Source organism: Escherichia sp. E14V7, assembly GCF_004212225.1.
In the GTDB taxonomy this organism is placed as follows: Bacteria; Pseudomonadota; Gammaproteobacteria; order Enterobacterales; family Enterobacteriaceae; genus Escherichia.
In genome coordinates, this window is the sequence record NZ_RHJJ01000011.1 from 115534 (window position 1) to 123615 (window position 8082).

Sequence of the window (8082 nt, forward strand, 5' to 3'; positions counted from 1 at the left end):
ATATTGTGGCTGTTCATTTGCTTATCGTCGATGCACTGAATCTTATTCGTCGCATTCATGCCGTGCAGGGGTCACCCTGTGTCGAAACCTGCCAGCACGCCCTTGATCAACTTATTATGCACAGCCAGCCGACCCACGCCGTCGCCGTTTTTGATGATGAAAACCGCAGTAGCGGCTGGCGTCATCAGCGCCTGCCTGATTACAAAGCGGGTCGCCCGCCAATGCCGGAAGAGTTGCACAACGAAATGCCCGCGTTACGCGCAGCCTTTGAACAACGCGGCGTCCCGTGCTGGTCAGCCAGCGGCAACGAAGCCGATGACTTAGCCGCCACGCTGGCGGTCAAAGTGACACAGGCCGGGCATCAGGCAACCATCGTTTCGACAGATAAAGGCTACTGTCAGCTACTTTCACCTACATTACGTATTCGCGATTACTTCCAGAAACGTTGGCTGGATGCACCGTTTATCGATAAAGAATTTGGCGTTCAACCGCAGCAGTTACCCGATTACTGGGGGCTAGCGGGGATCAGCAGTTCAAAGGTACCGGGTGTTGCGGGGATCGGACCAAAAAGCGCCACGCAGCTGCTGGTCGAGTTTCAGAGTCTGGAAGGGATCTATGAGAATCTGGATGCGGTAGCCGAAAAGTGGCGCAAGAAATTAGAAGCCCATAAAGAGATGGCGTTCCTGTGCCGTGATATCGCCCGCTTACAGACTGATTTGCATATCGACGGCAATTTACAGCAGCTAAGACTTAAACGCTGATAAACCAATGCCGGAAGCAGACAGTAATAGCTTCCGGCACACGGAGTCAGATTAGCGTTCGTCGCGACGACCACCTACCGCAGCCCATATACGACGGACATGCACCGTCACTTCTTCGCGATCGTGATACAACTGACGCGCCTGAATCTGGGCGTTAATGCCATGTTCATCAAGCTGTGCCTGAATGTACGCCAGATTGTGTGATACTTCCTCGTAGCGTTTTTTCATCGGCAATTTAAGGTTGAAGATAGTTTCACGACACCAGCCATTAACCAGCCACTGCGCCATCAATGCCGCGACCTTCGCCGGTTTTTCCACCATGTCACACACCATCCAGGATATATTGCTGCGTGTCGGACGGAATTTGAAACCGTCTTCCCGCAGCCACGTTACTTGTCCGGTATCCATCAGACTTTGCGCCATCGGGCCGTTATCAACGGAGTAAACCCACATGTTGCGCTTCACCAGTTGGTAGGTCCAGCCGCCCGGGCAAGCGCCCAAATCCACCGCCCACATCCCGTTCGCCAGGCGTTCATCCCATTCATCCGCAGGAATAAACACATGAAATGCCTCTTCCAGTTTGAGTGTGGAACGACTTGGTGCATCTGCCGGAAACTTCAGGCGCGGAATGCCCATATAGAACGGCGAGTTATTATTGCTGTAGGAGTAGCCGGTATAACAGCAGCCTGGCGCGATAAAGAACACATGCACAACCGGACGCTTCGGCGTTTCATAGCTCGCCAGGACGCCCGCATCACGCAAGGCAGCCCGTAACGGTACAGTAAATTTGCGGCAGAATTTCAGTAACTCTTTACTTTCGTTGGTGTCCGCGACTTCAACGCGAAGTTCGCCGCCCTTCTCTACCACACCCTGCAACATGCCAACTATTGGCGTGATGCGGTCTTCCTGCGGCAAATGCTGGAGCAGTTCTCCCACCACAAACCACTGGCGGGCAAAAATTAATGAACTAAATGGCAGCTCACGGATTAACTTATCGCCATCTTCCGCTTGATAACATTCATAAATCACATAACCCGCATTCTCTTTTACACGGGCAAAACCGAATATTTCCCGCTGCCCGGCTTTATCGGTAATTTCTGCGGCGCACTCTTTTTCAAAGCCCGGACGGCACAACAATACAACTTTATTCATGACTTACGCCCTTGCGCTTTAAACGGATAGCACCAACTAACATTAACGCCCAGCCCGCGAGAAAACTCACACCGCCGACCGGAGTGACAAACGCCCACAAACGCAGATGAGACAGCGCCAGGCAATAAAGGCTGCCGCTGAACAGCACCGTGCCTAACGCGAGGAAAACGCTACTCCAGTAAAACCAGATACTGATGCGACGTTGCATTGCCACCGCCAGACCTAAAATTGCCAGCGTATGAAATGCCTGGTATTCGAGGCCGGTCTGGATCCAGCCCATTTCAACGGCGCCCATGGTTTTACTTAAAACATGCGCACCAAAAGCACCCAGAGCGACAAAAATGAAGCCGCTAATGGCGGCGAAAATCAGCATAAAACGGCTGGTCATGGTCGTACCCTACATAAATTATTGTTCATAACGAAAGCGGAATTTTTCTTGTTCAGCAGCGGCTTTCGCCAGGATCCATTGGCGAAAGGCGGCTATTTTACCCAGTTCTGCCTGGCTGTCATGACATACCAGATAAAACGCATTTTTACTGACCAATACGTCATTAAACGGGCAAACAAGGCGTCCGGCCTCGATTTCAGATTGCGCCATCACGTTATTTGCCAGCGCCACCCCCTGCCCGTGAATGGCTGCTTGTAGCACCATGGCGCTATGGCTGAAGATAGGCCCTTGCTGAACGTTGATATGAGTCAGCCCCAACTGGCGGGTATATGTCTGCCAGTCTCGCCGGGATGCATCGTGTAATAACGTATGTTTAGCCAGATCTTCCGGCGTCTTCAAGGATTTCTCACCGGTTAATAGTAAAGGCGAACACACTGGCAACAGGTATTCGGCGTAAAGCTTTTCCACCCGCAGCCCCGGCCAGTTGCCTCGGCCATAAAATATCGCCACATCGACATCATCCGCCAGTTTATCTTCCTGTCGGTCGACCGCCTGGATTCGAACGTCGATTCCCGGATAAGCTGAATTAAAGCTGGAAAGTCGCGGTACCAGCCAGTGGATGGCAAAACTGGGGAGTAAGCTGACCGTCAATGCCCCTTTGGCGCTACGGGCCTGGAGTTTACGCGTCGCTTCGGTTAATTGCGAAAATATCTCTTTGATATCGAGAAAATAGCTTTGCCCTTCCTCGGTCAATAGAAGTGAACGATTACGGCGGCGGAACAGTTTTAGCCCCAAAAAATCCTCAAGGGACTTGATTTGATGACTTACTGCGGCCTGGGTCACAAAAAGCTCTTCTGCTGCACGCGTGAAGCTTAAATGGCGGGCTGCGGCATCAAAAACTCGTAAGGCATTTAGCGGTGGTAATCGTTTAGACATGGCTTTTAAACTTTGATGTTAAATGAATTTAACAATTAGATCACACTGTGTAACCTATTAGTTTTTTTAATCTGAGCCATTATAAATTGTCCGTTGAGCTTCTACCAGCAAATACCTATAGTGGCGGCACTTCCTGAGCCGGAACGAAAAGTTTTATCGGAATGCGTGTTCTGGTGAACTTTTGGCTTACGGTTGTGATGTTGTGTTGTTGTGTTTGCAATTGGTCTGCGATTCAGACCATGGTAGCAAAGCTACCTTTTTTCACTTCCTGTACATTTACCCTGTCTGTCCATAGTGATTAATGTAGCACCGCCTAATTGCGGTGCTTTTTTTTACCTTGCGATCGCGAATTACTGATCCAGTTCGACCATCTCTTTCACGTCGGTACGGTTGATCTGCTGTTTGTTGCCATTAGCGTCTTTATAAGAAATCATACCGGTTTCATCATCCGTCATCGGCTTACCATCAGATACAATGGTACGTCCGTCGTTGGTGTGCATCACATAGTTCGAACCGGAACAGGCGCTAAGGGCAAAAGTCAGCATACAGGCAGAGATAATTGCGGCGGTCTTTTTCATCTTCTTCTCCTTAAAGCGATTATTAGCTCGCAATGAAAATCAATTAACAGGCTAAAATTTGCACCTGACACTATTCAGCATATGTCACTGCTGCGGTTTCGCCTGGATATCCAGACAATTCCGATGGTTAGCACTCACCTTGTATCAAAGTGAATTTTGCGTCACGATCGGCGAATCAAGCCGAGGAGTCTCATGAACGTTTTTAATCCCGCGCAATTTCGCGCCCAGTTTCCCGCGCTACAGGATGCGGGCGTTTATCTCGATAGTGCAGCGACCGCACTCAAACCCGAAGCTGTGGTTGAAGCAACCCGGCAGTTCTATAGCCTGAGCGCCGGAAACGTCCATCGCAGCCAGTTTGCCGAAGCCCAACGTCTGACCGCACGTTATGAAGCTGCTCGGGAAAAAGTAGCGCAATTGCTAAATGCACCGGATGATAAAACTATCGTCTGGACGCGCGGCACCACCGAATCCATCAACATGGTGGCACAATGCTATGCCCGTCCGCGTCTGCAACCGGGCGATGAGATTATTGTCAGCGTGGCAGAGCATCACGCTAACCTCGTTCCCTGGCTAATGGTTGCCCAACAAACCGGAGCCAAAGTGGTGAAACTGCCGCTTAATGCGCAACGGTTGCCGGATGTCGATTTATTGCCGGAGTTAATTACTCCCCGTAGTCGAATTCTGGCGTTGGGCCAGATGTCGAACGTCACTGGCGGTTGCCCGGATCTGGCGCGAGCGATTACCTTTGCTCATTCAGCCGGGATGGTGGTGATGGTTGATGGTGCTCAGGGCGCAGTGCATTTCCCTGCCGATGTTCAGCAACTGGATATCGATTTCTATGCTTTCTCTGGTCACAAACTGTATGGCCCGACGGGTATCGGCGTGCTTTACGGCAAACCAGAACTGCTGGAAGCGATGTCGCCCTGGCTGGGCGGCGGCAAAATGATTCACGAAGTGAGTTTTGACGGCTTCACTACTCAATCCGCGCCGTGGAAACTTGAAGCCGGTACGCCAAATGTCGCTGGTGTCATAGGATTAAGCGCAGCGCTGGAATGGCTGGCAGATTATGATATCGACCAGGCAGAAAGCTGGAGCCGTAGCCTGGCGACGCTTGCAGAAGACGCTCTGGCAAAACGTCCAGGCTTTCGTTCATTCCGCTGTCAGGACTCCAGCCTGCTGGCCTTTGATTTCGCGGGTGTTCATCACAGCGATATGGTGACGCTACTGGCGGAGTACGGTATTGCCCTGCGCGCCGGGCAGCATTGCGCTCAGCCGCTACTGGCAGAATTAGGCGTAACCGGCACACTGCGCGCCTCATTTGCGCCATATAATACAAAGAGTGATGTGGATGCGCTGGTGAATGCCGTTGACCGCGCGCTGGAATTATTGGTGGATTAATGACAAACCCGCAATTCGCCGGACATCCGTTCGGCACAACCGTAACCGCAGAAACGTTACGCAATATCTTCGTACCGTTGACGCAATGGGAAGATAAATATCGCCAGTTGATCATGCTGGGGAAACAGCTTCCGGCTTTGCCAGACGAATTAAAAGCACAGGCCAAAGAAATTGCCGGATGTGAAAACCGCGTCTGGCTTGGATATAACGTCGCAGAAAACGGCAGGATGCATTTCTTTGGTGATAGTGAAGGACGCATTGTGCGCGGTCTGCTGGCCGTATTGCTGACTGCCGTTGAGGGCAAAACTGCCGCCGAGTTACAAGCACTGTCGCCGCTGGCATTGTTTGATGAGCTGGGATTGCGTGCGCAACTTAGCGCCTCTCGCAGTCAGGGATTGAATGCGTTAAGCGAGGCAATTCTCGCCGCGGCAAAGCAAGCTTGATGTTACACAGATACTGGTCGGATAAGACACACCAGACGTCGCATCCGACCTAATGTTTACCCCTGGCGCGCCGCTTTCGCCATCATCTTCTTCAGCGCATGAGAAACCGCAACAAACCCAAAGGTGGCGGTTACCATTGTCGCGGCGCCAAATCCAGATGCGCAATCCATCCGCTTTGGCCCTTCCGCCGTGGCTTTCATTGCACAGACCGTGCCGTCTGACTGCGGGTACACCAGTGCTTCGGTAGAGAACACGCAATCCACGCCGAGCTTACCTTTACTGTTTTTCACCACGCCGAAATCGCTTTTCAGGCGCTCGCGCAGCTTCGCCGCCAGCGGATCCTGAATCGTTTTCGCCAGATCGGTAACCTGAATCTGCGTCGGATCAATCTGCCCCCCAGCGCCACCGGCCGTGACTAGCGGGATTTTATTGCGCCGACAATAAGCAATCAGCGCCGCTTTGGGTCGTACACTATCAATGGCATCAATTACATACGAATAACCTGCACTCATGTATTGCGCTACGTTATCCGGCGTCACGAAGTCATCGACTACTGTTACACGGCACTCAGGGTTAATCTGGCGAATACGCTCCGCCATCACTTCCGCTTTTGCCAGCCCGACGTTATCGCGCAGGGCGTGAATTTGCCGATTGGTATTAGTGACACACACATCATCCATATCGATAAGCGTGATTGCGCCAATCCCCGTGCGCGCCAGCGCTTCCGCCGCCCAAGAACCGACACCACCGATACCAACCACACAAATATGCGCATCAGCGAACAGTTGCAACGCTTTTTCACCATACAGACGCGCAGTGCCACCAAAACGCTGACGCCATGCATCACTAATTACAACAGACATAGCACCTCAGAATTAAAAAGGGCGAGGTTATCCCTCACCCTAAACGCATAAATGCCTGATGCGCTACGCTTATCAGGCCTACATAACTCCTGCAATATATTGAATTTGCATGATTTGTAGGCCGGATAAGGCGTTCACGCCGCCTCCGGCATGAACAACGCGCACTTAGTTAATAATCAGGATGTGAGGTTATCCCTCACCCTGCCTTATCCGTAAAAACGGCATAAAGAATAACACATCAACCACTAAAGACGTTACCTGCGCCCGGGGCCGTTTTCAGCACCCAAACCCGGCCATAGTGGTTATACCAGCCTGCACGGTGTCCGGCTTCCGGCCCGATTCCTTGATAGATATCGAAGTGTTGGCCTTTGATGGCGCCACCGACATCTAACGCCACCATCAGACGCAGTTCGTACTGACCATTAAATTTGCCGTTATTATCCAGCAGCGGCACTTCTGCCAGCAAGGTTGTACCTGGAGGGATAATGGAACGATCGGAGGCAACTGAAGCGCGACCAACCAGCGGCACCGCACTTGCCCCTTTCACCGGTGCAAAAGACTGCGGTTTAAAGAAGACGAAAGACGGGTTCTGTTCCAGCAGCTCGCGAACTTCGGCTTCACTGTGTGTTTCGCCCCAGTGACGAATCGCCTGCATCGACATATCTTCTTTTTTCACTTCGCCACGATCGATCAGCACCTTACCGATGCTGCGATAGGCATGACCATTCTTTCCGGCATAGCTGAAAAAGTTAAGCGGACTGCCATCACCAAAATCAATATACCCGCTACCCTGCACATCCATAATGAAGTTATCCATCAGAGAGTTGCTGTAAGCGAGGATATATTTATCACTCAATGCTCCCGCGTAGATCTCCGCGCGAGACGGCAAACGCCCACGTTTTGGCGGCATTCGATAAATAGGATACTGGAACTCGCCCTGACGAGTATGGCGCGCCTGAATCACCGGCGTGTAATAGCCCGTAAACTGCACGTTACCGTAATTATCCGCACCTTCCATCTGCCAGGCGTCAATGCCGAACTGGCGCATATTGCGGGTATCACCGCCTGCACGCAGCCACTCCTGCACGGCGTTATAAACGCTACTCTGGTTGCCATACAGACGCGGCGACGCGTTACGGATATGGTTAATTTGTTCGGCAAAATCACCGGCGTTAATCGGCGCGCCAACAGCGTCTGGTTGGTTCACCAGAGAGAAAGGCTGGGTAAATTTCCCGTCTTTATATTGCTGTCCGCGATCGGTTGGTTTAGAGGAGCAGGCGGCTAGTATCGTCACAACCGCGCCCATAAGAAGGTACTTTACCCAACGTCCTTTCATTGTTCTCTTCTTCAGGTTAAAAAATAAGGCGTTAATGAAGATAACAAACCGCCGCCTTTAATGAAATCCGTAGTGTTCCCCGATGCAAATTTCGTACAAAAAATAGACTTCAATGCTTTGTTTTTGTTCAAAATCATGCCAAATCCGTGATCAGAGTAAAAAAAAGGTTGCATGAAAACGCGAGCGGAGTATAGTGCGCATCCACGGACGCGGGGTGGAGCAGCCTG

Annotated in this window: 10 protein-coding genes; 3 read left to right on the forward strand and 7 right to left on the reverse strand. The window is 51.5% G+C overall.

What is annotated here, in order from left to right:
* Window positions 1–5 precede the first annotated feature (5 nt).
* The gene (xni, locus tag D9741_RS13570; protein WP_130214555.1) at window positions 6–761 is read left to right on the forward strand and encodes a flap endonuclease Xni; all 756 of its coding nucleotides are present in this window, start codon (window positions 6–8) and stop codon (window positions 759–761) included.
* Between the two features lie 51 nt (window positions 762–812).
* On the opposite strand, the gene rlmM is transcribed toward xni, so the two are convergent.
* The 4 genes from rlmM to D9741_RS13590 all read right to left on the reverse strand — a co-directional run bounded on the left by rlmM (window position 813) and on the right by D9741_RS13590 (window position 3815).
* Entirely contained in the window at window positions 813–1913 is a 1101-nt protein-coding gene (gene rlmM / locus D9741_RS13575; protein WP_130214557.1) for a 23S rRNA (cytidine(2498)-2'-O)-methyltransferase RlmM, read from the reverse strand.
* Window positions 1906–2301 (reverse strand): DUF423 domain-containing protein, encoded by a 396-nt coding sequence (locus D9741_RS13580; protein WP_000203905.1) that lies wholly within the window; start codon window positions 2299–2301, stop codon window positions 1906–1908. The genes rlmM and D9741_RS13580 overlap by 8 nt, the downstream gene beginning before the upstream one ends.
* A gap of 18 nt (window positions 2302–2319) precedes the next feature.
* Window positions 2320–3237: a glycine cleavage system transcriptional regulator GcvA gene (gcvA, locus tag D9741_RS13585; protein ID WP_130207706.1), complete on the reverse strand. Its 918-nt coding sequence runs from the start codon at window positions 3235–3237 to the stop codon at window positions 2320–2322.
* A gap of 350 nt (window positions 3238–3587) precedes the next feature.
* Window positions 3588–3815, reverse strand: coding sequence for a YgdI/YgdR family lipoprotein (locus D9741_RS13590; protein WP_130207708.1), 228 nt, complete (start codon window positions 3813–3815; stop codon window positions 3588–3590).
* A 192-nt stretch (window positions 3816–4007) separates the two neighbouring features.
* On the opposite strand from D9741_RS13590, the gene csdA reads away from it, so the two are divergent.
* A complete protein-coding gene (csdA, locus tag D9741_RS13595; protein WP_130214559.1) occupies window positions 4008–5213 on the forward strand; it encodes a cysteine desulfurase CsdA in 1206 nt (401 codons plus the stop codon).
* Window positions 5213–5656 (forward strand): cysteine desulfurase sulfur acceptor subunit CsdE, encoded by a 444-nt coding sequence (gene csdE, locus D9741_RS13600; protein WP_130214561.1) that lies wholly within the window; start codon window positions 5213–5215, stop codon window positions 5654–5656. Before csdA ends, csdE begins: the two co-directional genes overlap by 1 nt.
* 56 nt (window positions 5657–5712) lie before the next feature.
* On the opposite strand, the gene tcdA is transcribed toward csdE, so the two are convergent.
* From tcdA to D9741_RS23495, 3 genes are all read right to left on the reverse strand, one after another.
* A complete protein-coding gene (gene tcdA, locus D9741_RS13605; protein WP_130214563.1) occupies window positions 5713–6519 on the reverse strand; it encodes a tRNA cyclic N6-threonylcarbamoyladenosine(37) synthase TcdA in 807 nt (268 codons plus the stop codon).
* A gap of 238 nt (window positions 6520–6757) precedes the next feature.
* A complete protein-coding gene (gene mltA, locus D9741_RS13610) occupies window positions 6758–7855 on the reverse strand; it encodes a murein transglycosylase A (protein ID WP_130214565.1) in 1098 nt (365 codons plus the stop codon).
* Between the two features lie 11 nt (window positions 7856–7866).
* Window positions 7867–8082: hypothetical protein (locus D9741_RS23495; protein ID WP_205714672.1), on the reverse strand; the 216-nt coding region annotated here is incomplete at its 5' end.